Genomic DNA, 24175 nt, shown 5'->3' on the forward strand with positions numbered 1-24175 from the left:
AAGATGCATCAACTGACACTCCCTCATCGGGGGCAAGCCCCCTCCCACATTTTTAACCCAGTACACCAGACCCAACTCCGGTCGGCTCCAGAGCCTTCGTTCGGGCACACCGAGCCTAAGCGAGGTGCCAAGTGTTGGGGCACAGACCACTGAAAGTTGTGTAGATACCGATGAGGCCCTCAAACCCAGCGAAGATTAAAGCCCCTCCAACTCCGCCATCAAATCACTCAACCGATCCACCTTCTCCGCGCTGATCTCATTGGCCGCCAACCCCTCGATGTACTCGGCCAACTCCGCTACCGTGCTGCACTCGAACATCGCCCGCAGTGGCACATCGCGCTGCAAGGTCTTCTGCACCCGTGAGGCAATCTGCGTGACCAGCAACGAGTGCCCGCCCAGTTCGAAGAAGTTGTCCTGTACCCCTACCCTTTCGACTTTCAGCACCTCGGCCCAGATCGCGGCCAAGGTGGTTTCCAGTTCGTTGCGCGGTGCCAGGTAATCCTGGCTGTGCAACTGGCCGATTTCCAGTTCCGGCAAGGCCTTGCGGTCGAGTTTGCCGTTGGCGTTGAGCGGCAGGCGGTCGAGCCATAGCCAGTGCAGCGGGACCATGTATTCCGGCAGATCGGCGCGCAGGCGTTGCTTGATGCGGTCCAGGCGCTCGCTTGGGTTGAGGGTTTCATCAGCGGCCACCAGATAACCCACCAGATGCTTGCCGTTGACGCCTTCCTGCACACCCACCGCTGCATCGCGCACTTGCGGTTGCTCGTGCAGGCGCGCTTCGATTTCACCCAGTTCGATGCGGTAGCCGCGAATCTTCACTTGATGGTCGATACGCCCGACGTACTCCAACACACCATCGCTGCGCCGACGCGCCAGGTCGCCGGTGCGATACAGGCGCTCGCCCGGTGCGCCGAACGGGTTCGGCACAAACACTTGAGCGGTGCGCAACGGATCGCTGACATAACCACGCCCCACCCCCGTGCCGGCTACACATAACTCGCCGACAGCCCCATGGGGCACCAACTCCAGCGCGCCATCCAGCAGGTACAGGCGGTTGTTGTCAGTCGGCGTGCCAATCGGCAGATAGGTGCCACGGGTCGATGCCAAATCAACGCGGAAGAACGCCACGTCATCCGAGCATTCCGCAGGGCCATAAGCGTTCACCAAACCGATCTGCGGGTAACGCAGCAACCATTGGTGCGCCAGTTCCGGCGGCATCGCCTCACCGGTGGGCAGCATCCAGCGCAAGCCGTCGAGGCTGATGCGGTCCTGGGCCAGCATGCCCTGGATCAGCGACGGTACGCTCTCCAGCACGGTAATGCCTTGTGCCTCAACGTGGGCCAGCAAACCTTGGGGATCGTGGGCGATGGTGTTCGGCACGATGTCCACCCGCGCGCCGAACAGCGGCGCGGCGAGGAATTGCCATACGGAAATGTCGAAACTTTGCGACGCGGTTTGCGCGATCACGTCCGCCGCGCTCAGGTCCAAGTACGGCAGTTTGCTCAGTTGGTTATTGAGCATGCCGCGCTGCTCGACCATCACGCCTTTGGGCAAGCCCGTGGAGCCCGAGGTGTAGATCACATAGGCGAGGTTGTCCGGGCCACTGTAGATGCCTGGGTTCTCACCACGAGCCGGCACTTCTTCCCACACCAGCAACTGGCAGTCAAAACCGTCGAGCAACTCAATGGCCTGCTCGCGGCATGCTTCGGTGCACACCAGCAACGGCGTACGGCTCATGTCGATGATGCGGCTCAAGCGCTGGCTTGGCAGGCCCGGGTCCAGCGGCAGGTAACCCGCACCGGCCTTGAAGCTGCCGATGATCATGCCCAGCAGGTCGAGGTTACGCTCGGCCAGCAAGGCCACCGGTTGATCCAGGCCGACACCCGCCGCGATCAATGCATGGCCCAAGCCGTTGCTGCGGCGGTTGAGTTCGTCATAGGTCCACTGCTGTTCCAGGTAACTGGCGGCGATCCGCTGCGGATGCTCGCTCACTTGCGCTTCGAACAGCTCGATATAGCTAAGGTCCAGCGGATAGACGTGTGCGCTCTGGTTGCAGCCTTCAACCAGGAATTCACGCTCCTGTTCGCCAATCAACGGCAGGTCGGCCATGTCGCCATGGAACCCCTGCACCAGCGCCAACAGCAGGCGCTTGAACTCGCCGAGCATGTTTTGCACGGTGGTTTCGTCGAAGTAACGCTGGTCGTAAGACAGGTGCAAGCCCAGGTCATCGCCGGGGTAGCACACGGCGGTCAGCGGGAAGTTAGTGTGGGTGCGGCCGGAATCCGAGGTGGCATTCAAGCTTTGTGCGCGGTCCAGCACCGAGGTTTCCACCGGGGCGTTTTCGAACACGAACAGGCTGTCGAACAGCGGTTGGCCTTTAGGCAATTCGCTGTGTTCCTGGATGGTCACCAATGGCAGGTATTCGTACTCGCGCAATTGCATGTTGCTGTCGAGCAAGCCGTTCAACCACTGGCGCACGCTGCAACGTTGACCGTCTTCCGGCAGCTTTACCCGCAGCGCGATGCTGTTGATAAACAGGCCGACGGTGCGTTGCATCTCCGGCATTTCCACCGGACGCCCGGCGACGGTGACGCCGAACAGCACGTCGCGATCGCCGCTCAAGCGGCGCAGCACCAGGGCCCATGCCGCCTGGGCAAAGGTGTTGACGGTGAGTTGGTGGGCCTGTGCCAGTTCACGCAGTTGCGCGCCATCGCGGGCATCAAGACGGGTGTAGCAGTCGCCCACCACCATGCCGCCGCTGTGGCCCGCATGTTCGCGCAGGAACGGGCGGTCGCTCGGGATCGGCGTGGTGCGCTCAAAGCCTTGCAGGTTCTGTTGCCACCACTCGCGCGCTTCATTCAGGTTCTGACGTTGCAGCCAGGCGATGTAGTCGCGATAACGCGGCGCCGTGGCCAACTGCGCGTCGTGGCCTTCGCCCAGGGCCATGTAGATCTCGAAAAAGTCATTCATCAGCAGCGAACGGCACCACGCATCGATAAGGATGTGGTGGTTGCTCATCATGAACCAGTAGCGTGCTTCGCCGACGCGGATCAGGCGCAGGTGGAACGGCGCCTGGTTGAGCAGATCGAAGCCGGCTTCACGCTCGGCCTTGAGCAGCGCTTGCAGACGCGGCTCTTGCTCAGCCTCGGGATCGTTGCTCCAGTCCAGGTATTCAATCGGCGTGCTGCCGGGTTTGTGGATCACTTGCAGCATGTCTTCGCCAACGTTCCAGCAGAACGAGGCACGCAAGGCTTCATGACGGGCGATCACCGCTTGCCAGGCCTGGGCGAAACGCTCAGGGTCCAGGGCACTGTTGATGCGGTAGCGGTCCTGCATGTAGTACAGACCGGTGCCCGGCTCCAGCAAAGTGTGAAGCAACAGGCCCTCTTGCATCGGAGTCAGCGGGTACACGTCTTCGATGGCACTGGCCGGGACCGGCAAGCTGTCGAGTTGCGGCTGGGTCAATTTCGCCAGGGGGAAGTCGGACGGTGTGAGACCACCGGCATCATCCTTGAGGCAATGGGCGATCAAGCTGTACAGCTCGGCGACATAGGCCTCGGCCAACTCGCGGATGGTGTCTGCATCGTGGCGCTCACGGCTGAAGGTCCAGCGCAGCACCAGCTCACCGCCATACACCTGGCTGTCGACGCTCAGGGCGTTGGGCAGCGGCGCATCCGGGTCATGGGCCAGGCCCGCCGACTCATCCAGCGGGTGGAACAGCGCCTCGCTGCCGAAGCTCTGGTCGAACTGGCCGAGGTAGTTGAAGGTGATGTCGGCGGTTGGCAGCGCGGCCATGGCCTGCTTGCACAGGTCGTCCGCCAGGTAGCGCAGCACGCCATAGCCCAACCCTTTGTGGGGTACCGCCCGCAGTTGCTCTTTGATCGCCTTGATCGAGGCGCCCTGCCCGGCCGCTTCTTCGATTTGCACGGGCGTCAGGCGCAGTGGATAGGCACTGGTGAACCAGCCGACACTGCGGGTCAGGTCGATCTCATCGAACAGGGTTTCGCGGCCATGGCCTTCCAGTTGGATCAGCGCCGAGTCATGCCCGCTCCAGCGGCACAGCACGCGGGCCAAGGCGGTCAGCAGCAGGTCATTGACTTGGGTGCGGTATGCGCTTGGGGCTTGTTGCAACAACTGACGGGTGTGTTCGGCATCCAGGCGCACGCTGACCGTGTCGGCATCGCGATTGCGCAACGTGCCCTGTGCACGGTCCACCGGCAACGCCACCGTCGGGCCCGCCAAGTGGTCCTGCCACACGCTCAATTCTTCACGCAGGGATTCGCTGCTGGCATAAGCCTGCAAGCGCGCGGCCCAGTCACGCAAGGCGCTGGTCTTGGCCGGCAGGCTGACGGACTCGCCCTCGCTCAGTTGGCGATACACGTTCTGCAGGTCTTCGAGCAACACACGCCACGACACGCCGTCCACCACCAGGTGATGAATCGCGATCAGCAGGCGTTGCTGGCCTTCGGGGCCATCCACCAGCAAGGCGCGCAGCAGCGGGCCGTGTTCAAGGTCGAGGCTGCGTTGGGTGTCGGTGAACAACGCGGTGCACTGGGCCATATCGCGCACTTGCGCCTGCATCAGCACGCCGCCCTGGGGCACGGTCAAATGTTCGGCATGCCATTGCGCATTGCGCCGCGTGAAGCTCAGGCGCAGGGCGTCGTGGTGCTCCAGCACCGCCAGCAGCGCTTGCTCCAGGCGATGGGGTTCGAGCAATTGCAGCGGCTTGAGGACCAACGCCTGGTTCCAGTGCTGACGCGCCGGGATCTCGGTGTCAAAGAACCAATGCTGGATCGGCGTGAGGCCCGAGCTGCCGGTGAGTACGCCCTGCTCCGCCGTGACCTGCTCGGAGCGCGTGGCCACGGCGGCCAGGGTTTGCACCGTCTGGTGCTGGAACAGGTCGCGGGGGCTGAAATGAATTCCTGCCTGCCGCGCACGGCTGACCACCTGGATCGACAGGATGGAGTCGCCGCCCAGCTCAAAGAAATTATCGTCCAGGCCGACTTGTTGCACGTTCAACACCGCACACCAGATCGCGGCCAAGGTGCTTTCCAGTTCGTTGCGCGGGGCTACGTACTGTTGGCGATTGGCCTCGGGGTCCGGTTGCGGCAAGGCACGGCGGTCGAGCTTGCCGTTGGCGGTCAACGGCATACTGTCGAGCACGATCAGGTGCGCGGGCACCATGTAGTCCGGCAGTTGCGCCTTGAGATGCGCCTTCAGCGCCTCGCGCAATGGGCCGTGCTCTGCGTCGCTGACCAGGTACGCCACGAGCTGTTTGCCGCTCGGCGAATCCAGCGCCAGCACCACCGCTTCGCGCACAGCTTCGTGCTCCAGCAGGCGGGTTTCGATCTCGCCCAGTTCTATACGGAAACCACGGATTTTCACTTGATGGTCGATACGCCCCAGGTACTCCACCAGACCATCGGCGCGTTGGCGCACTAGGTCGCCGGTGCGATACAGGCGGCCACCATTGGCGGCAAAGGGATCGGCGACAAAACGCTCCGCCGTCATGCCCGGACGCTCGTGGTAACCCTGGGCCAGGCCCGCGCCGCCGACATACAACTCGCCGGTCGCGCCTTGGGGCACCAAGGCCAGGTCGGCGTCGAGAATGTAGGCCACGCGGTCGCCGATAATGCTACCGATCGGCACGCTGCCGGCGCCCTCCTCCAAGTGCTCCGGCGCCAGGCTGGCCAACGGCATCACCACGGTTTCAGTCGGGCCATAGGCGTTGAAGAACACCTCTGGCTGGAAGGCTGCGCGAATGCGCTGCAGGTGTTCACCGGTCAGGGCTTCACCGCCGGTGATGCACATGCGCACGGGCAGGGTCTGGTGTTGAGTCGCCAGCCACTGCGCCAACTGGCTGCCATAGCTTGGGGTGAAGCCGAGGATATTGATGCGATGGGTGCGGATCAGCCCACAGATTTCCTCCGCATCCCATTGGCCTTGGGCCCGCAAGACCACCTGCGCGCCGCTGAGCAACGGCACCAGCAAACGCTCGGTGGCGGCGTCGAAGTTGATCGAATAGAAATGCAGCTCGCAGTCGTCCGGGCGCATGCCGAAACGCTCGATCACAGCCTGGCAATGCATGGCGATTTCGCCGTGGGACACCACCACGCCTTTCGGTTTGCCGGTGGAGCCGGAGGTGTAGATCAGGTACGCCTGGTGTTGCGGCAGGCTGATAAATGGCAGCTCATCGGCCGGGTAATTCGCCAGCACTGGCGAGTCGTCTTCCAGGCACCAGCACGCCACCGAGGCCGGCAGTTCACCCAGGGCTTCGAACATCGCTGCGTCGCTGAGCAACAGGCCGATGCCGCTGTCTTCGATCATGTAGTGCAGGCGGTCCAGCGGGTATTCCGGGTCCAGCGGTACATAGGCGCCGCCGGCCTTAAGGATCGCCAGCAGGCCAATGACCATTTCCAGGGAGCGTGGCAGCGCCAAGCCGACCCGCACCTGCGGGCCAACGCCGCGTTCGCGCAGCATCCAGGACAGGCGATTGGCGCATGCATTGAGTTCCGCGTAAGTGAGGGTTACGCCGGCAAAGGTCAGCGCCGGAGCCTGCGCACGCATTTGCGCCTGCTGGCTGAACAGCTGATGAATGCACTGGTCGAGAGGATGCAAACCGGCCTCGACGCCCAGGCTGTCCTGCAATGCGCGTTGTTCGGTGGCGGTCAGCAGCGGCAGTTCGCTGAGGCGTTGATCGGGGTCTGCAATCAACGCTTCCAGCAGGTTGCGCCAATGTTCAGCCATGCGCGCAATGCGCGGTTCGTCGAACAGATCAGTGCTGTAAGTCAGGCAGCAACCCAGGCGATGGTCGAGGTCGGTCACTTCCAGGTTGAGGTCGAACTTGGTCGCGCGAGCATCGTTGGCCAGGTATTCGACGGTCATGCCGGCCAGTTGACGGCTCTGCTGGAATTCCCAGCGCTGCACGTTGCACATCACCTGGAACAACGGGTTGTACGCGGCGCTGCGCGGAGGTTGCAGGGCTTCCACCAGATGGTCGAACGGCAGGTCCTGGTGGGATTGGCCCTCGATCACGGTGTGGCGTACTTGCTCGAACAACTCGCCGACATTCATCTGACCGTTGAGCTGGCAACGCAGCACCTGGGTATTGAGGAATGCGCCGATCAGCCCTTCGCTTTCCGGGCGAATACGGTTGGCCACGGGGGCGCCGATGCGCAGGTCGGTCTGGCCGCTGTAGCGGTAGAGCAACACGGCCAGGGTCGCGGTCATGGTCATGAACAGCGTGAGGCCGCGTTCGGCATTGAAGGCACGCACGCGGGCAGCCAACGCGTCGCTCAGATCGAAGCGGTACAGCTCGCCCTGGTGGCTTTGTACCGGTGGTCGTGGGCGGTCGCCGGGCAGTTCCAGCAAGGGGTGTTCGGTGCCCAGTTGCGCGGTCCAGTAATCCAACTGGCGTTGACGCTCGCCGGACTCCAGCCACTGACGCTGCCACACGCTGTAGTCGAGGTATTGCACCGGCAACGGCGACAGTGGCGACAGACGCTCGTCGATAAAGGCTTCGTACAGCGCGCTGAGTTCACGGGCAAAGATGTCCATGGCCCAGCCTTCAGTGACGATGTGGTGCAGGGTCAGCACCAAGTAGTGTTCCTGCTCGCCGGCCTTGACCAGGCACGCGCGCAGCAACGGGCCGGTTTCCAGGTTGAACGGCGTGTGGGCCTCGTGATCGGCCAACTGCTGCAAGCGCTGCTCGCGCTCGGTTTCATTCAGCGCCGAAATATCCTGCCAGTCCATGCGCACGCCGGTCTGCGGCGAGACCTTTTGATAGGCCACGCCGTCGACACTGGGGAACGTGGTGCGCAGGGTTTCGTGGCGCATGATCAAGGCCTGCAACGCCGCCTCGAAACGCCCCACATCCAGCACGCCCCGCAGTCGCGCCATGCCACCGACGTTGTAGGCCGGGCTGTCCGGCTCCATCTGCCAGAGGAACCACATGCGCTGCTGGGAATAGGACAGCGGCACCGGTTGGCTGCGGTCAACTTTGGCAATCGCGGTTTGCTGGTTGCGCTGGCCCGAGGCCTGGATCAGGCCGACTTGCTCGGCAAACGCGCCCAGTTCACTGGCTTCAAACAAGGTACGCAGCGGCAGCTCAACGTCACAGGCCTGGCGGGTGCGGGAGATGATTTGCGTGGCCAGCAATGAGTGGCCGCCGAGGGCGAAGAAGTCATCGCGCAGGCCGATTTGCGGCAGGCCGAGCACTTCGCGCCAGATTGCGGCGATCTGCTGTTGCAACGGGGTTTCGGGTTCAATGTGTTCGCGGGTTTGCCACACCGGCTCCGGCAATGCGCGGCGGTCCAGCTTACCGCTGGGGCTCAGGGGCATGGCGTCCAGGCGCATCAGTTGCGCGGGCACCATGTACTCGGGCAGCTCGGCGGCCAGGGCGGCTTTCACGTCCTGTTCGTCCAGCGCTCTGCTTGCGGTGTAGTAGCCGATCAGTGTGGCATTGCGCACCAGCACCACGGCCTGGGCGATACCGTCCAGCGCCAGCAGGCGCGCTTCGATTTCTTCAGGCTCCACGCGGAAGCCGCGCAGCTTGACCTGCTGATCGAGACGCCCCAGGTATTCGAGCACGCCGTCAGCATTCCAGCGCACACGGTCGCCAGTGCGATACAGGCGCGCACCCGCCTCGCCCAGCGGGTCGGCGATAAACCGTTCGGCGGTCAAACCGGCACGTCCCAGATACCCCCGCGCCAGGCCGATGCCACCGATGCACAGTTCGCCCGGCACACCGGCTGGCAACAGGTTGAGGTGATCGTCCAATACGCGGCAGATCACATTGCCCAGCGGTCGGCCAATCGGCGAGCGCTCGCCATCTTCAGCGGTGCAGTGCCAGTGGGTGACGTTGATCGCGGTCTCGGTCGGGCCATAGCGGTTGTGCAACTGCACCGCCGGCAACTGAGCCAATACGCGGTTGCGCAGTTCGGCTGGTAACGCCTCACCGCCGGAGAACAGGCGACGCAGGCTGGTGCATTCGGGTACCAGCGGCTCGTCGATGAACAGCTGCAACAGCGGCGGCACAAAGTGCAGGGTGGTCACGCCATGTTCCTGCACCAACTGCGCGATGCGGTGCGGGTCGCGATGTTCGCCAGGGCCGGCCAGCACCAGGCGGCAGCCGGTGATTAACGGCCAGAAGCATTCCCACACCGACACGTCGAAACTGATCGGTGCCTTTTGCATCAGCACGTCGGTGTCGTTCAGTTGGTAAGTGGCCTGCATCCACTGCAAGCGCTCGGCCAGGGCCCCATGGGTATTGCCCACGCCTTTGGGCTGGCCGGTGGAACCGGAGGTGTAGATCACGTAGGCGAGGTTGTCGCCGTGCAGGTGCAGGCCCGGCGCCTGGGTCGGCCAGCTTTCCAGATGCAGGCTGTCCATGGCGATGACACACACGCCGTCAGCGCTCGGCAGTTTTTCCAACACTGCGGTCTGGGTCAGCAGCAGTTGCACGCCACTGTCCTTGAGCATGTAGGCCAGGCGCTCAGCGGGGTAATCCGGGTCCAGCGGCACGTAGGCGCCACCGGCATTGATGATCGCCAGCAGGCCGATCAGCAGTTGCGGCGAACGCTCGGCGGCGATAGCCACGCACACGTCCGGGCCCACGCCTTTGTCGCGCAGGTAATGGGCCAGGCGGTTGGCTTGGGCATGCAGTTGGGCGAAGGTCAGGCTGCCGTCCTGCCAGACCAACGCGGTGTTGTCCGAAGTCTGCTGATTGAGCAGCTCGGGCAACCACTGCTGGGCGGGCGCACACGGCGCTTGGCTCCACGGTTGCTGTTCGTCCGCTTGCAGCAAACGCAGGTCGCCGAGGGCTTGCTGGGGTTGCTCGCAGATGGCGTGCAGCAGGTTGATGAAGTGCTCGGCGAGGCACTGGATGGTTGCGCCTTCAAACACTTCATCGGCGTAGTCGAACGCCAGGCTCAGGCGGCCGTTGCGGTCTTCTTCGGTATGCAGTTGCAGGTCGAACTTGGCTTCGCGGCTGTGCCACGGCAGCTCATCGGCGAGCATGCCCGGCAGGCGGCGCAAGGCGCTGAGGTCGCGTTGCTGGTGGTTGAACATGACCTGGAACAAGCCCTGCTCGCGGGCCTGAGGGAAGGCTTCCAGCAGTTGCTCGAAGGGCAGGTCCTGATGGGCTTGGGCACCCAGTGCGGTCTCGCGGGTGGCGGCCAATAGCTGGTTGAACGGCAGGCGCCCGTCCAGTTCGGCGCGCAGCACCAGGGTGTTGATGAAAAAGCCGATCAGGCCCTGGGTTTCCTGGCGCGGGCGGTTGGCATTGGGCACGCCGATGCGGATATCGCGCTGGCCGCTGTAGCGATAGAGCAAGGTCTGGAACGCCGCCAGCAACAGCATGAATGGCGTGGACTCATTGGCCTGGGCGGTCTGGCGAATCGCTTCGCTGAGGCCGACGCTCAGGCGCACGCTATGGCGCGAAGCACTGCGGATGTGCTGCGCGGAGCGCGGATGGTCGGTGGCCAGGCTCAGGGTCGGGTGCTCGTCCCCCAGTTGGTTTTTCCAGTACGCCAGTTGGCGCTGACCTTCACCTTCGGCCAGCCATTGACGTTGCCAACTGCCGTAGTCGGCGTATTGCAGGGCCAGGGCCGGCAGTTCCAGGGATTGTCCCTGGGATGCAGCGGCATAGAGGCGCGAGAACTCGTCGATAAGGATGTTGAGCGACCAACCATCGGCAATGATGTGATGCAGCGTCACCAGCAGTTGATGGTCTTCGTCGTCCAGGCGCACCAGTGTCACCCACAGCAGCGGGCCTTTTTCCAGATCAAATTGAGTGCGTGCTTCGTCTTCGCGAATCTGCTGCGCGCGGGTTTCGCGCTCCGCAGCGGGCAAGTCGCTAAGGTCGATGACTTGCAGGTCGAACGCCACGTTGGCGTCAACACGCTGGAAGGCCTGGCCGTTGCGCTCGTAGAAGCGAGTGCGCAGGGCTTCGTGGCGCTGGATCAGGTGCTGGAAACTCAGGCGCACTGCGTCTTCGTCCAGCTCGCCACGCAGGCGCAAGCCGCCGGGAATGGTGTAGGCGCTGCTCTGAGGGTCCAGTTGCCAGGTGATCCACAGGCGATTCTGGGCCAGGGACTGAGGCAGTTCGTCCTGGCGTGACAAGGCATGAATTGCACCTTGGGCTACGCCGCCGTCCTGCTGCAATTGCGCAACATTGGCGGCAAACGTCGACAGGGTCGGCGCCTCGAACAGCATGCGCAGGTTCAGCTCCAGGCCGAGGGTTTCACGCAGGCGTGCGACCACTTGGGTAGCGGTGATGGAGTTACCGCCGAGCAGGAAGAAGTGATCGTCGGCAGCAACGGTCGCGACCTGCAACTGTTCGCACCAGATCGCCGCGATCTGCTGTTGCAGTTCGGATTCCAGCGCAGCATCGCCCGCCAGTCCTTGCAGATCGGGGAACTGCGCATAGCTGTCGAGACTGCCGTCGGCGTGACGCAGCGCGCAGGCCGCACGCTGCACCTTGCCGCTGGAGGTCTTGGGCAATGCGCCGGGGTTGAGCAACACCACCACACTCGGCGCTTCTTGGTAGGCTTCGGCCACGGCTTGGCGGATGGCTTTGATCAACGCCTCGGGCGGCAGGATTTTCTGCACGCTGCGGCTGATTTCAGCGGCGATGCCGATGCCTTCCAGGCCCTGGTCATTCACCGCAAACGCCGCAACCCGGCCTTTGCGCACCACTTCCACTTCGCGCTCGATAGTCTGCTCGATGTCTTGCGGGTAGAGGTTATGACCGCGCACGATCAACAGGTCTTTCAGGCGGCCGGTGATGTACACCTCACCAAAGCGAATAAAGCCCAGGTCGCCGGTGCGCAGCCAGGTCCGCCCGGCATGCTGGACGAAGGTCTTGGCCGTGGCTTCGGGGTTGCGCCAGTAGCCGTGGGCGATGCTCGGACCGGTGGCCCAGAGTTCGCCGACGCGGTTGTCGGGCAGCTCACTCAAGGTGTGGGGATCGACGATCAGCACCGCGTGTTCCGGCTGGCTGGTGCCGCAACTCATGATCGCACTGCCCTGCCCCGGTTCGGCGCGGTTGGCGGCCAGCGCCGTCTCGTCGACGCGCAGCGCCGGGATGCCCTGACCCCGGGTGCCGCCAGCGACAAACAGCGTGGCCTCGGCCAGGCCGTAGGACGCAAAGAAATTGTCTGAGCTAAAACCACAGGCGGCGAATTTCTCGGCGAAGCGGTCCAGGGTGTCGAGCCGGATCGGCTCGGAGCCGGAATAGGCCACGCGCCACGTGCTCAGGTCCAGGCGTTCCAGGGCTGACTCACTGACCCGTTCACTGCACAGCCTGTAGGCGAAATCCGGGCCGCCGCTGATGGTGCCGCCGTATTGGCTGATCGCTTCCAGCCAGCGCAATGGCCGGCCAAGGAAGTACGCAGGCGACATCAGCACGCACGGCACGCCACTGAAGATCGGTTGCAACAGGCCGCCGATCAGACCCATGTCGTGGTACAGCGGTAGCCAGCTGACAATCACGTCGTCGGGGTTGAGGTCGATGCCAAAGCCACGGCGGATCAGCACTTCGTTGGCCACCAGATTGCCGTGGCTGACTTGCACGCCTTTGGGCAGCGCTGTGGAGCCGGAGGTGTATTGCAGGAACGCGATGTCGTCGGGCTGTAGGTCGGGGGCGATCCAGGCATCGGCCACTGGCGCATCGAGGGTATCGACACTCAACACCGGCGGCGCATTTTCTATCTGTGCCAGGCCATCGGCAAGACTGGCAATGGTCAGCAGCAGGCGCGGTTCGGCGTCGCTGATGATCGACAGCAAACGCTCTTGGTGATGACGGCGGGTGGACTCCGGCGGGTAGGCCGGCACTGCGATCACCCCGGCGTACAGGCAGCCAAAAAACGCCGCGACGTAATCCGGACCGCTGGGGAACAACAGCACTGCGCGGTCGCCCAGCGCGGCATTGGCCTGCAGGGCGCTGGCAATGGTGCGGGCGCGTTGGTCGAGGTCGCGATAACTGAGCACAACGCTGTGCTCGGCGGACTCGGCGAGGAAGCGCAGAGCCACCTGGTCCGGGGTCTGCGCGGCGCGACGTTGAAGGGACTGGACCAGGGTGCGGGGAAGTTCGAAGGCGTCCATCATGGGGTTCCTGCCTGAAATCGGCTTACGGGAAATTCGGAAATTGAGTAGCTATCAGCCGGCGACCAGCTGCCGCGCCGCGCCATTGCGCCAGCGGGCCAGGTGTTCGTCGGCGTAGCGCCGCAGGCAGCGCAATACGGTGCTTTCGTGCTGCATGAGGAAGAAGTGGTGGCCGTCGAACATATCGAGGGAAAAGCCGCTGGCGGCATCGAGTTGCCAGTCGAGCAATTGGTCGGCGCGTACGCTGTCCTGCTTGCCACCGAATACATGGATCGGCATGCCCAGCGGCTCACGCTCGCCGTAGGTGAAGCTGCCGCACAGCAGGAAGTCAGCGCGCAGGATCGGCAGCATCAGTTGCATCAATTCGGGGTTGGCCAGGGCCGCTTCGGCGGTGCCCTGCAGTTCGCGCAGACGGGCGATCAGTTGCTCATCCGTCTTTTCGATGGCGTATTCGCTGACATCGCGACGCGCCGGGCCGGCAGTGCCGGAAGCGAACAGCGCCAGCGGCGCAGGGACGTTGCGTGCGTTTAACGCATGGGCCAATTCAAAGGCGAGCAGGCCGCCGAGGCTGTGGCCGAACAACGCGTAGGGGCCGCTCAAGTCGTGGCAGATTTCGTCCGCCAGTTGCGCAGCCAAGGCCTTGATATCGCGCTGCAAGGGCTCGTCCATGCGCATGCCACGACCGGGTAATTCCAGCGGGCATACCTGCAGCCACTCGGGCAACACCCGGCGCCAACGTGCATAGACCATGGCGCTGGCGCCTGAATAGGGCAGGCAGAACAGGCGCAGTCGGGTCGGCGCGCTCATCGCTCGAAGACCCCAAACTGAAACACGCTGTATGCACGATAAAAACCCATCTCGTCCTCCTGCGGGTGCTGATCCTTGGCCGCCTGACTAACGGACCTTTCACCCAGAAGAACGGACGGCACCGGCAAATAATTAGTCGCCGGGCATGAGCGAGACGTGGTTCACGCCGAACAAGAAAGCATAAGATTAGTTCGTCTTCTCATTTGACAATCATTATCATTCAGCCTAATTTGTTGCCCGATGTGTAGGAGGCCTCAGCAAGGACGCCCTCCCCCAACCTATTTTTCAAGGTGATTTCCATGACGGAACAAGTATCCACAGGCAGGTGCGACTCACCACTTCTCCAGGCATTCGTCGACAACCGACTGATTCTGGTGAAGATCGCAGCACGAATTACCGGCTGCCGCTCCCGCGCCGAAGACGTCGTGCAGGATGCCTACTTCCGCCTGCAATCGGCGCCGACGATCACATCCTCGTTCAAGGCCCAATTGAGTTACCTGTTCCAGATCGTCCGTAACCTGGCCATCGATCACTACCGTAAGCAGGCCCTGGAGCTCAAATACTCCGGGACGGAAGAGGAAGGCTTGAATGTGGTTATTCACGGCGCTTCACCGGAAACCTCCCATATCAATTTCAACACCCTGGAAAACATCGCCGACGCCCTGACTGAGCTGCCCCAGCGCACCCGTTACGCGTTCGAGATGTACCGTCTGCACGGCGTGCCGCAAAAGGACATCGCCAAGGAGTTGGGGGTGTCACCAACGCTGGTGAACTTCATGATTCGCGATGCGCTGGTGCACTGCCGCAAGGTGTCGGGCAGCCATAGCGATACGTTTGCACGACGCGTCTGATCCACACGGATCTGCCCATAATGGGGGCGAGCACGCCCGCCCCCACCGCTCACACCAGCCCGCACCGCTCAAAAAACCGCTCCCGCCCCAAAATCATCAGCGCCGCGCGCTTGTGCGGGAAATCGAACTCCTTTTCACAGTGGAAACACTGGTTGTGCATATGGCCGATCATCTTCGCGTTATCGGCGCGCGGTTCTGCCACCACACGTTGGGTTCGAGGGTCATCCAGGAACAGGTAGTGCACCAGCGCCGATAGCCAACTGGCGACCTTGTGCGGACCGCGATGATGTTCCTCCCCCACCAGCATGTGGATGCCACGGTCGTAGTCAGCGGCATCGTAGAACGGCGCGATACGGTCTTCCTTGGCCCAGTAGGCTTCGAAATAGGCAAAGGGTTCATCATCAAAACAGCCGATCAGCGTGAGGGTGTGCGGATCGGCGGCGAGCTTATCCAGGTATTCCCGGTGCTGCTCCAGGCTGCCGGTTTCCTGCCAGAAACTCGCCACGCGCGTGCTGTTCTGCCAGCGATTGAAGCGCGCCAAATCCACATCGACCTCAACGGTGCGCAGGGAAATCCAGGCCCCAAGACGTGCGTCATAACGCCGGTAAACCTCACCCCGAGGCTTCGGCGCACGGACGGGGTGGCGCTTGCCGGCGCTGATGATCATCTGCTGCGGGTAGCTGCCACTGGGCGAGAGTCCCAACCATGGCTGGGGCAATTGCCAGAACAGGGTGCGCTCACATCGGTACTGCCCGGCGATCTCGCTAGCCACCAGCAAACCACTGCGCAAGGCGTCTTCGGGCGCATGCTCAAGGTGCCAGGTCAGACGTTGCCGAGTCGGCTCCTTGGTAAACAACCAGTAGCAGGCAGCCCACAAGGCGCGGGGGGAAGGCACCTCGGCGGGGGTCTGCAAATGCACCTGCAGGTCATCGCCACGCTCCAGGCGCAAACGCGCCAGCGGCTGGCCTTCCAGGGTCAGGCTCAGGTGGCTTTCGGTTTCATCAGCATTCAAGGCAGGCCCGGCCGGTAACGGCAGGACCGACAGGTCATTCAGATTGGACATGGGAGGGGCTCACGGTAACCGTCGACAGATAAAGAAGTGACGTGAGCCGGGAGAGGAAATTTAGCCGATCAAGGTACCGGCATCACGTCGATGCGGTACGGCTCGAAAATCTTCAGCATCTCGCCGTCATCGCGCAGACGCTTGAGCAACGCGGAAAAAGCCTGGCCCGTGATCGGCGCCTTCGGCCGCAGCAAGGCGTAATGGTGATAGACCTGATCGATACGCTCAGACACCAGGAACTGCGCGGCCATATCCGCATTGCGCACCATGAAGTCACTCAGGTACGAACGGGTCACCAAGGCAATGTCCGCACGCCCGCGCGCAACCATCAGCAGGTTGCTGTCGTGGGAATAGGTCAAGGTGGCGTTGAAGTGCTCGGCCATGTTCTTGGGGTCGGGGTTGAAGCTGGCGAAGGCGTAGTGATAACCGCTGAACACCGCCAGGCGTTTGCCCGCAAGGTCGGCGAAATAGTCCTGGGCGCGACCCGGTTCACGCTGAGCGACGAAGATTTCCGCGTCCTCCAGCCCCATGTCGACGCTGGTGTGGGGAATTTTCTGCCAGCCCCACGCGGGGTTTTCGAAGATGGCCATGTCGATCCGGCCCTGCTCGAAATCGCGGAAACGTCGAGGAATGGAAGTCGGCACCAGCACAAATTGGTAGTCGGTTTGCGAGGCGTTCAAGGCCTCCACCAGTTGCGGCAGCAATCCCGTGTCGGCGCCCTGCTCCGGGCGCACCGTATAAGGAGGGAAATGCGCCGCGCCGATGCGCACCAATTGCGCAGCCGACGCCGGCATCCACCACGCAGTGCCCAGTGCCCAAAAGGTAAGTCCTGCAGCCAGCCGCCATGGCGAAAACATCAAGGCACACACCGTTCAAAACTCTGATGGCGATAAGCTAGGCGTTTTTGTCTGGCGAGACAACTTTCCGCCAGCAAATTAATAGCTTGCGCCTCAGTCGGCTTTCAGAACCATCAACAAAGCTTCTTGGGCCAACTGCTCCAGCGTCATGCTGCCCTCGGCGCGAAACCAGGTGGTCGTCCAGGACAATGCGCCTGTGAGGAAGCGGCGCGCGATAAACACATCGCCCTTGATGTAGCCAGCAGCCTTGGCCTCGCCCAGCACTTGCAGCCAGAGGTCTTCATACACGTCGCGCAGCGCCAGGACCTGGGCCTGGCCGTCCGCCGACAGTGAGCGCCATTCATACACCAGCACTGCCATGGCTTCGCCGCTGCCGCCCATGATCGACTGCAACTCGCAGCGAATCAGCGCCAGCACACGTTCGCGCACGTTTGTCGCCTCCTCCAGCGAAGCCCGCATCAGCGCCGTGTTGTAGTGGATGGTTTCCTCCATCACCGCCCGCAGGATGTCGTCCTTGCTCTTGAAGTGATGAAAGATGCTGCCGGACTGAATGCCCACCGCACTGGCCAGGTCACGCACGGTGGTGCGCTCGAAACCCTTGTTGCGAAACAGGTGGGCCGCCGTTTGCAGCAACTTGCCCCGGGCGCTGTCGGGATCGGTCAATTGGCCGCCATCGACCATGGTGCGCATCACCCGCAGGGCTTTGTGCTCATCCATGCTGCTCTCCTCTACTTCTACTGACGTCTTGGCCGGCAATTTAGGCCGTGGCCGCCAACCAAGCAAGCGCTTGGCTAAAACTTGTGACTGGAGTTTACAAACCAAGCGCTTGCTTGGTAGTCTCGCCAGCAGCCATTCGAGGAAGGATTTCTCATGAGCAAGACGGTTCGTATCGGCTGTGCCAGCGCCTTCTGGGGCGACACCTGCACTGCCGCCGCCCAGTTGGTGCACGGCGGTAAGCTGGATTACCTGGTGTTCGACTACCTGGCGGAAGTCACGATGTCGATCCTTGCCGGCGCACGGATGAAAGACCCCCAGGCCGGTTACGCCACGGATTTTGTCGAGGTGCTGACGCCGCTGCTGGCCGATATCCAGGGCCAAGGCATCCGCGTAATCAGCAACGCTGGCGGCATTAATCCCCAAGCCTGCGCCGCAGCCCTGCAAGCGGCCTGCGATAAAGCCCAGGTACCGCTGAAAATAGCCGTTCTGCTGGGCGATGACCTGCAACCCCAATTGAAAAACCTCACGGGCACGACCGATATGTTCAGCGGCACACCGCTGCCGCCGGTGTGCGTGTCCGCCAACGCTTACCTTGGCGCACCGGGCATCACCCAAGCCTTGGCGCTGGGTGCCGATGTCGTTATCACCGGCCGCGTGGTCGACAGCGCCGTGGTCAGCGCAGCGCTGGTGCATGAATTCGACTGGTCCTGGCACGACTACGACCGCCTCGCCCAAGCGGCCCTGGCCGGGCATATCATCGAATGCGGCGCCCAGTGCACCGGCGGTAACTTCACCGATTGGCGCGATGTGCCGGACTACGAACACATTGGTTTCCCCATCGTCGAGGTCAGCGCCGACGGCCAGTTCACCGTAACCAAGGTCGACGGCACCGGCGGGTTGATCAGCGAACTCAGCGTGGCCGAACAGTTGCTGTATGAAATCGGCGACCCACGCGCCTATCTGTTGCCCGACGTGATCTGCGATTTCAGCCAGGTCAAACTGCAGCAGCAGGGAAAAAACCGCGTGCACCTGCACGGCGCCAAGGGTTCGCCACCCACCGACCAGTACAAGGTCAGCGCCACGTATCCCGATGGCTCGCGTTGCACCGCCAGTTGCCTGATTGCCGGGATCGACGCGGTGGCCAAGGCCGAGCGGGTCAGCCAGGCGATCATCAACAAGACCTCGCAACTGTTCAGCCAACGCGGCTGGGCGCCGTACACCGAGGTGAATATCGAGCTGCTGGGCAGCGAAGCAACCTATGGCGCACATGCGATGCGTCATGACTGTCGTGAAGTGGTGGTCAAGTTGGCGGTGCGACACCCGAGCAAGCAGGCGCTGGTGCTGTTCGCGCGCGAGATCGCCCAGGCCGCTACCGGGATGGCGCCGGGGTTGACCGGAATCGTAGGGGGTCGCCCGACGGTGTATCCGTTGATTCGGTTGTTTTCGTTTCTGATCGACAAGTCCTCATGCGAGTTACTGATCGACTTCCAAGGTGAACGCCACGCTTGCGCGCTACCCATCACCGATGCCCCAACCCTGCCCGCCGCGCCGATGGATCCACCCAAGCCCCAAGGTCGCGCCGACGCCAGCGTGCCCCTCGTGAAACTCGCCGTGGCACGCTCCGGTGACAAGGGCAATCACAGCAATATCGGCGTGATCGCCCGTGATCCCGAGTACCTGCCATGGATCGCCGAAGCGCTGACGCCCGCGGTGATCGTCGACTGGATGAGCCACGTGCTCGACCCGCTGCACGGCCGCGTCGAGCGCTGGTATCTGCCCGGCAGCCACAGCCTGAATTTCCTGCTGGAAAACGCGTTGGGCGGCGGCGGCATTGCCAGCCTGCGCATCGACCCCCAAGGCAAGGCTTTCGCCCAGCAACTGCTGGAAATTCCCATTGCGGTGCCGCAACACATTGCCGATCAATGCCAATAACAGGAGCGTTGCCGTGGCCTTCGACTCGATCTTCAAAGCCGACCTATTCCAGGGTCACACCGTGATTGTCACCGGTGGCGGCAGTGGCATTGGCCGCTGCACCGCCCATGAGCTGGCAGCGCTCGGCGCCCAGGTGATCCTGGTCGGACGCAAGCCGGACAAGCTCGCAGCGGTCGCGGCGGAAATTGCCGAAGATGGCGGCATCGCCCATTGCAGCGCCTGCGATATTCGCGATGAAGAGGCGGTGAAGACGCTGGTCAGCCAAATCCTGAATGACCACGGCCAGGTCCACGGTTTGGTGAATAACGCTGGCGGCCAGTACCCATCACCGCTCGCGTCGATCAATCAGAAAGGCTTTGAAACCGTTCTGCGCACCAACCTGGTGGGCGGTTTCCTGATGGCCCGCGAAGTGTTCAACCAATCCATGAGCAAACACGGTGGCGCCATCGTCAATATGCTCGCCGACATGTGGGGCGGCATGCCCGGCATGGGCCACTCCGGCGCCGCCCGTGCCGGCATGGACAACTTCACCAAAACCGCCGCCTTCGAATGGGGCTGCGCCGGGGTTCGGGTCAACGCCGTGGCGCCGGGCTGGATCGCCTCCAGCGGCATGGACACCTACGAGGGCGCGTTCAAGGCGGTGATCCCCACCCTGCGTGAACACGTGCCGCTCAAGCGTATCGGCACCGAATCGGAAGTCAGCGCCGCCATTGTGTTCCTGCTCAGCCCCGCCGCTGCATTTATCAGCGGCAGCACCCTGCGCATCGACGGCGCCGCCTGCCTCGGCAGCCGTGCCTGGCCGCTGCACAAGGCCCAGCCGCCGAGCGAACCGTTCAATGGTTTTCACCGCGCTTACCTGCCGGACGTGCTCAAGGAAGGGAAATAAATCATGCCGGTGATTGAAAGCCTGATCGACGCCCACAGCGCAGCGTTCGCACGCAACCGTGAGGCCATGCTGGACAGCATTCAGCACCTGCGCCAACTGGAGCAAAACCTGCTGAGCAAGGCCCAGGAAGCCAAGCCCAAGTTCGACAAACGGGGCCAATTGTTGCCCCGCGAGCGCCTCAACTTGCTGCTGGACCCCGGCGCGCCGTTCCTGGAACTGGCCAGCCTGGCCGGCTACAAACTCCACGACGACAAGGACGGCAGCGCCGCCGGGGGTGGGTTGATCGCAGGAATCGGCTACGTCAGCGGCGTGCGCATGTTGGTGGTGGCCAATAACAGCGCGATCAAGGGCGGCACCATTTCTCCTACCGGGCTGAAAAAATCCCTGCGCCTGCAGCAGATCGCGCTGGAGAACAAATTGCCGGTGGTGACCCTGGCCGAAAGCGGCGGCGCCAACCTCAACTATGCTGCCGAGATTTTTGTCGAAGGCGCACGCAGCTTCGCGAACCAGGCGCGCATGTCAGCCATGGGCCTGCCGCAGATCACCGTGGTGCACGGTTCGGCCACGGCGGGTGGCGCGTACCAACCGGGGTTGTCGGATTACGTGGTGGTGGTGCGCGGCAAGGCCAAGCTGTTCCTGGCCGGGCCGCCGCTGCTCAAGGCGGCGACGGGCGAAGTGGCCACCGATGAGGAACTGGGCGGCGCCGAGATGCACGCGCAAACGGCCGGCACCGCCGAATACCTGGCGGAAAACGACGCCGATGGCGTGCGTATCGTGCGTGAGATCGTCAGCCTGCTTCCCTGGGATGACCGCCTGCCGTCTGCGCCAAAACGCACCTACAAAGAACCACTGTACTGCGCCGAGGAACTGTTGGGGCTGATCCCCGATGATCCGAAAAAACCCTACGACGTGCGCGAGATCCTGGCGCGGCTGGCTGACGGTTCCCAATTCCTTGAATTCAAGGGCGAGTTCGATGCCCACACCGTCTGCGGCCACCTGCATATCCAGGGCCGCGCCATTGGCGTGATCGGCAACAACGGCCCCATCACGCCCAAAGGCGCGAGCAAGGCTGCGCAGTTTATCCAGCTGTGCGACCAGAGCCGCACGCCGCTGCTGTTTTTGCACAACACCACTGGCTTTATGGTCGGCACCGAGTCAGAGCAACAAGGCGTAATCAAGCACGGCGCGAAGATGATCCAGGCGGTGGCCAATGCGCGGGTGCCTAAACTCACCGTGGTGGTCGGCGGCTCCTACGGTGCGGGCAACTATGCGATGTGTGGCCGGGGTCTGGACCCACGCTTTATCTTCGCCTGGCCCAACAGCCGCACGGCGGTGATGGGCGGCGCGCAGGCGGGCAAGGTGCTGCGTATCGTCACCGAGGCCAAGCAGCTCAAAGACGGCTTGGTGCCCGACCCCAAGGTGCTGGACATGCTGGAACAGGTCACCGCGCAGAAGCTCGACAGCCAATCCACCGCCCTGTACGGCAGCGCAAACCTGTGGGATGACGGGCTGATTGATCCCCGGGATACCCGCACGTTGCTCGGCTTTTTGCTGGATATTTGCCATGACGCCGAGGTGCGGCAATTGCAGCCCAACAGCTTCGGTGTGGCGCGTTTCTAACAGGAGAACAAGAACAATGATCTTCACCCAGGAACATCAGGAACTGCGCCGCACCGTCCGCGCCTTCGTCGATCGCGAGATCAACCCCTACGTGGACGAATGGGAAAAAGCCGGGCGCTTTCCCATCCACGCGATCTTGCGCAAGGCCGGCGACCTCGGGCTGCTGGGCATTTCCAAACCCGAACAGTTCGGCGGCATGGGCCTGGACTACAGCTATTCGATCGTCGCCGCCGAAGAATTCGGCACCATTCGCTGCGGCGGCATTCCCATGTCCATCGGCGTGCAGACCGACATGTGCACCCCCGCCCTCGCCCGCTTCGGCTGCGATGCACTGCGCGACGAATTCCTGCGCCCGGCCATCAGCGGCGAGCAAGTCGGTTGCATCGGCGTCTCGGAAACCGGCGCCGGCTCCGACGTGGCCGGGCTCAAGACCTACGCACGCAAGGACGGCGATGACTACGTGATCAACGGCAGCAAAATGTGGATCACCAACTCGCCCAGCGCGGACTTCATGTGCCTGCTGGCCAACACCTCGGACGACAAGCCGCACATCAACAAATCGCTGATCATGCTGCCGATGAACACCCCCGGCATCAGCGTCAGCCCGCCCCTGGAAAAACTCGGCATGCACAGCTCCGAGACCGCCCAGGTGTTCTTCGACAACGTACGCATCCCCCAGCGCAACCGTATCGGCCACGAAGGCGCGGGCTTCATGATGCAGATGCTGCAATTCCAGGAAGAACGCCTGTTCGGCGCGGCCAATATGATCAAGGGCCTGGAGTACTGCATCGACAGCACCATCGAGTACTGCAAGGAACGCCAGACCTTCGGCAAAGCGCTGATAGACAACCAGGTGATCCACTTTCGCCTGGCCGAACTGGCCACCGAAATCGAATGCCTGCGGGCGCTGGTTTACCAGGCCACCGAGCAATACATCAAAGGCCAGGACGTGACCCGCCTGGCCTCCATGGCCAAACTCAAGGCCGGACGCCTGGGCCGTGAGGTCAGCGACAGTTGCCTGCAATACTGGGGCGGCATGGGCTTTATGTGGGACAACCCCGTTGCCCGTGCTTATCGCGATGTGCGTCTGGTATCGATTGGCGGCGGTGCCGACGAAATCATGCTGGGCATCATCTGCAAATTGATGGGCACGCTACCGGGAAAAAAACCATGAGCACCTTGCTGCTGGAGCCCCATAACGGCGTGCTGCACATCACCCTCAATCGGCCCGAATGCCGCAACGCCATGAGCCTGGAGATGGTCCACGAACTGCGATCGGTAGTGGCCCAACTCGACGACCAAGTCCGCGCGGTGGTTCTGAGCGGCGCCGGCGGGCATTTCTGCGCGGGAGCCGACGTGAAGGACCTGGTCAGCGCAGGCGATCAATTGCAGGCGCTGAACCGGGCCTTTGGCACGTTGCTGCAAGAGGTTGAAGCCGTGTCGCAAGTGGTCATCGTGGTGCTGCAAGGCGCGGTGCTCGGCGGCGGGTTTGGCTTGGCCTGTGTGAGCGACATCGCGATTGCCGATCACCAGGCGCAGTTCGGTTTGCCGGAGACCAGCCTGGGGTTGCTGCCGGCGCAGATTGCGCCGTTTGTGGTCAAGCGGATCGGTCTGACCCAGGCGCGGAGACTGGCACTGACCGCCGCGCGATTTGATGGGCAGGAAGCTGAACGGCTGGGGCTGGTGCACTTCACCGAGCGCGATCCGCAGGCGTTGGCGGAGCGTTTGGATGAAGTCCTGGGGCAGGTGCTGCGCTGCGCACCAGGCGCCAACGCGCGCACCAAGGCGTTGTTGTTGGCCAGTGTGGATGAGCCGATTGGGGTTGTGTTGGATCGCGGGGCGCAGTGGTTTGCCGAGGCGGTCAGCGGGGCGGAGGGAGTTGAGGGGACTCGGGCTTTTTTGCAGAGGCGTCGGCCTGAATGGGCTCGTTGATTGGGGGTATATCCGTTATTTGGGTAACGGCTACCTATGGTTTGGCCCTTACGGCGACTCACTTTTGGAAGAGCCGGAATGCCAGCCCAGCCACACACAAGCAAAAGGCTCTTGTCCCAACACTCGGCACCTCGCCCAGGCTCGGTGTGCGGCCAGCGTGTTTAACGGGGCGCCTGAGATCAAGATCAAAAGACCGCTGACTTCGTCAGCAAAAAGGATGTAAGGGTCAGATCAAAAGCAGGTCAAAAGCAGGGTGAGACCTATCTGATAGGTGGAGATCCAAATGTGGGAGGGGGCTTGCTCCCGATGGCGGTGTATCAGCCAACAGATGTGTAACTGAACCACTGCTATCGGGAGCAAGCCCCCTCCCACATTCGAACTGCGATCGCCCAGTCAAACAAGCTGG

At 62.8% G+C, this 24175-nt stretch carries 11 protein-coding genes; 6 read left to right on the top strand and 5 right to left on the bottom strand.

The genetic code is table 11. From position 1 onward, the window contains the following. Positions 1 to 195 precede the first annotated feature (195 nt). Together G9Q84_RS09560 and G9Q84_RS09565 are read right to left on the bottom strand one after the other, a co-directional pair. Positions 196 to 13107: a non-ribosomal peptide synthetase gene (locus tag G9Q84_RS09560; protein WP_181643237.1), complete on the bottom strand. Its 12912-nt coding sequence runs from the start codon at positions 13105 to 13107 to the stop codon at positions 196 to 198. Between the two features lie 51 nt (positions 13108 to 13158). Further along, positions 13159 to 13911 (bottom strand): thioesterase II family protein, encoded by a 753-nt coding sequence (locus G9Q84_RS09565; protein WP_032887966.1) that lies wholly within the window; start codon positions 13909 to 13911, stop codon positions 13159 to 13161. Positions 13912 to 14210: 299 nt separating this feature from the next. Here G9Q84_RS09565 and G9Q84_RS09570 point away from each other — a divergent pair, with 299 nt between their 5' ends. Beyond that, positions 14211 to 14762: an RNA polymerase factor sigma-70 gene (locus G9Q84_RS09570; RefSeq protein WP_005789991.1), complete on the top strand. Its 552-nt coding sequence runs from the start codon at positions 14211 to 14213 to the stop codon at positions 14760 to 14762. A 49-nt stretch (positions 14763 to 14811) separates the two neighbouring features. Here G9Q84_RS09570 and G9Q84_RS09575 read toward each other — a convergent pair whose 3' ends face one another. The 3 genes from G9Q84_RS09575 to G9Q84_RS09585 all read right to left on the bottom strand — a co-directional run bounded on the left by G9Q84_RS09575 (position 14812) and on the right by G9Q84_RS09585 (position 17399). Next, the gene (locus tag G9Q84_RS09575; RefSeq protein WP_095185446.1) at positions 14812 to 15825 is read right to left on the bottom strand and encodes a GNAT family N-acetyltransferase; all 1014 of its coding nucleotides are present in this window, start codon (positions 15823 to 15825) and stop codon (positions 14812 to 14814) included. A gap of 68 nt (positions 15826 to 15893) precedes the next feature. Next, the gene (locus G9Q84_RS09580) at positions 15894 to 16682 is read right to left on the bottom strand and encodes a substrate-binding periplasmic protein (RefSeq protein WP_099603031.1); all 789 of its coding nucleotides are present in this window, start codon (positions 16680 to 16682) and stop codon (positions 15894 to 15896) included. A gap of 93 nt (positions 16683 to 16775) precedes the next feature. After that, entirely contained in the window at positions 16776 to 17399 is a 624-nt protein-coding gene (locus tag G9Q84_RS09585; RefSeq protein WP_032887960.1) for a TetR/AcrR family transcriptional regulator, read from the bottom strand. Between the two features lie 153 nt (positions 17400 to 17552). On the opposite strand from G9Q84_RS09585, the gene G9Q84_RS09590 reads away from it, so the two are divergent. The 5 genes from G9Q84_RS09590 to G9Q84_RS09610 are packed head-to-tail and all read left to right on the top strand — an operon-like array spanning position 17553 to position 23769. Beyond that, positions 17553 to 19331, top strand: a complete 1779-nt coding sequence (locus tag G9Q84_RS09590) for an acyclic terpene utilization AtuA family protein (protein ID WP_099603030.1) — start codon at positions 17553 to 17555, stop codon at positions 19329 to 19331. Between the two features lie 13 nt (positions 19332 to 19344). Then, the gene (locus tag G9Q84_RS09595) at positions 19345 to 20217 is read left to right on the top strand and encodes an SDR family oxidoreductase (protein ID WP_181643238.1); all 873 of its coding nucleotides are present in this window, start codon (positions 19345 to 19347) and stop codon (positions 20215 to 20217) included. A 3-nt stretch (positions 20218 to 20220) separates the two neighbouring features. Then, on the top strand, positions 20221 to 21837 hold the full coding sequence (gene atuC, locus G9Q84_RS09600; RefSeq protein ID WP_095185443.1) for a geranyl-CoA carboxylase subunit beta: 1617 nt from the start codon (positions 20221 to 20223) through the stop codon (positions 21835 to 21837). Positions 21838 to 21853: 16 nt separating this feature from the next. Further along, entirely contained in the window at positions 21854 to 23011 is a 1158-nt protein-coding gene (atuD, locus tag G9Q84_RS09605; protein ID WP_032887952.1) for a citronellyl-CoA dehydrogenase, read from the top strand. Beyond that, on the top strand, positions 23008 to 23769 hold the full coding sequence (locus tag G9Q84_RS09610; RefSeq protein WP_122754416.1) for an enoyl-CoA hydratase/isomerase family protein: 762 nt from the start codon (positions 23008 to 23010) through the stop codon (positions 23767 to 23769). The genes atuD and G9Q84_RS09610 overlap by 4 nt, the downstream gene beginning before the upstream one ends. The last annotated feature ends 406 nt before the right edge of the window (positions 23770 to 24175 follow it).

This window comes from Pseudomonas sivasensis, assembly GCF_013778505.1.
Classification (GTDB): Bacteria; Pseudomonadota; Gammaproteobacteria; order Pseudomonadales; family Pseudomonadaceae; genus Aquipseudomonas; species Aquipseudomonas sivasensis.

Coding starts and splice junctions, on each gene's coding strand:
- G9Q84_RS09560 (WP_181643237.1), bottom strand. CDS start 13,107: ATGATGGACGCCTTCGAACTTCCCCGCACCCTGGTCCAGTCCCTTCAA.
- G9Q84_RS09565 (WP_032887966.1), bottom strand. CDS start 13,911: ATGAGCGCGCCGACCCGACTGCGCCTGTTCTGCCTGCCCTATTCAGGC.
- G9Q84_RS09570 (WP_005789991.1), top strand. CDS start 14,211: ATGACGGAACAAGTATCCACAGGCAGGTGCGACTCACCACTTCTCCAG.
- G9Q84_RS09575 (WP_095185446.1), bottom strand. CDS start 15,825: ATGTCCAATCTGAATGACCTGTCGGTCCTGCCGTTACCGGCCGGGCCT.
- G9Q84_RS09580 (WP_099603031.1), bottom strand. CDS start 16,682: ATGTTTTCGCCATGGCGGCTGGCTGCAGGACTTACCTTTTGGGCACTG.
- G9Q84_RS09585 (WP_032887960.1), bottom strand. CDS start 17,399: ATGGATGAGCACAAAGCCCTGCGGGTGATGCGCACCATGGTCGATGGC.
- G9Q84_RS09590 (WP_099603030.1), top strand. CDS start 17,553: ATGAGCAAGACGGTTCGTATCGGCTGTGCCAGCGCCTTCTGGGGCGAC.
- atuC (WP_095185443.1), top strand. CDS start 20,221: ATGCCGGTGATTGAAAGCCTGATCGACGCCCACAGCGCAGCGTTCGCA.
- atuD (WP_032887952.1), top strand. CDS start 21,854: ATGATCTTCACCCAGGAACATCAGGAACTGCGCCGCACCGTCCGCGCC.
- G9Q84_RS09610 (WP_122754416.1), top strand. CDS start 23,008: ATGAGCACCTTGCTGCTGGAGCCCCATAACGGCGTGCTGCACATCACC.